Origin of the sequence: Klebsiella sp. CN_Kp113 (assembly GCF_040064585.1) — a bacterium.
Taxonomy (GTDB): Bacteria; Pseudomonadota; Gammaproteobacteria; order Enterobacterales; family Enterobacteriaceae; genus Klebsiella; species Klebsiella michiganensis.
On sequence record NZ_JBEAID010000003.1, the window covers coordinates 1 to 954 of the forward strand.

Genomic DNA, 954 nt, shown 5'->3' on the forward strand with positions numbered 1-954 from the left:
CCTTGCTACAGAATATAAGTCGCTGACCCATTATACAAAAGGTACGCAGTCACCCCACCCCAAAACGCTCCACTGCCTGATTTTTGATGTTGAACGTCGCTTACGCTCCGTTAACCGTCCATCGCGCTGTCGTTACGCATTTTGCGCACCACGCAAAGCGAAACGCTTTGGTGGTGGGGCTCCTACTGCTTGTACGTACACGGTTTCAGGTTCTTTTTCACTCCCCTCGCCGGGGTTCTTTTCGCCTTTCCCTCACGGTACTGGTTCACTATCGGTCAGTCAGGAGTATTTAGCCTTGGAGGATGGTCCCCCCATATTCAGACAGGATACCACGTGTCCCGCCCTACTCTTCGAGTTCACAACCTGTGCGTTTTAGTGTACGGGAGTATCACCCTGTACCCTGCGACTTTCCAGACGCTTCCACTAACACACAAGCTGATTCAGACTCCGGGCTGCTCCCCGTTCGCTCGCCGCTACTGGGGGAATCTCGGTTGATTTCTTTTCCTCGGGGTACTTAGATGTTTCAGTTCCCCCGGTTCGCCTCGTTTGACTATGTATTCATCAAACGATAGTGCAACGAATTGCACTGGGTTTCCCCATTCGGACATCGCCGGCTATAACGGTTCATATCACCTTACCGACGCTTTTCGCAGATTAGCACGTCCTTCATCGCCTCTGACTGCCAGGGCATCCACCGTGTACGCTTAGTCGCTTAACCTCACAACCCGAAGATGTTTCGTAAAACATCGTCGTGTCGCGAAAATTTGAGAGACTCGAACACACATTAACTGTGTGTCGTTTCAATTTTCAGCTTGATCCAGATTTTTAAAGAGCAAAATTTCACAATGCACTTCACAGTACATTTTGAAATTCATCATTTATCAGACAATCTGTGTGGACACTACAAAGGCAGGTTCTTTAAGGTAAGGAGGTGATCCAACCGCAGGTTCCCCT

General features: G+C 49.4%; 1 rRNA gene. It reads right to left on the minus strand.

The features are described from left to right. A 23S ribosomal RNA gene (locus tag ABLV30_RS02275) occupies positions 1 to 718 on the minus strand; the annotation flags it as partial. Positions 719 to 954 lie beyond the last annotated feature (236 nt).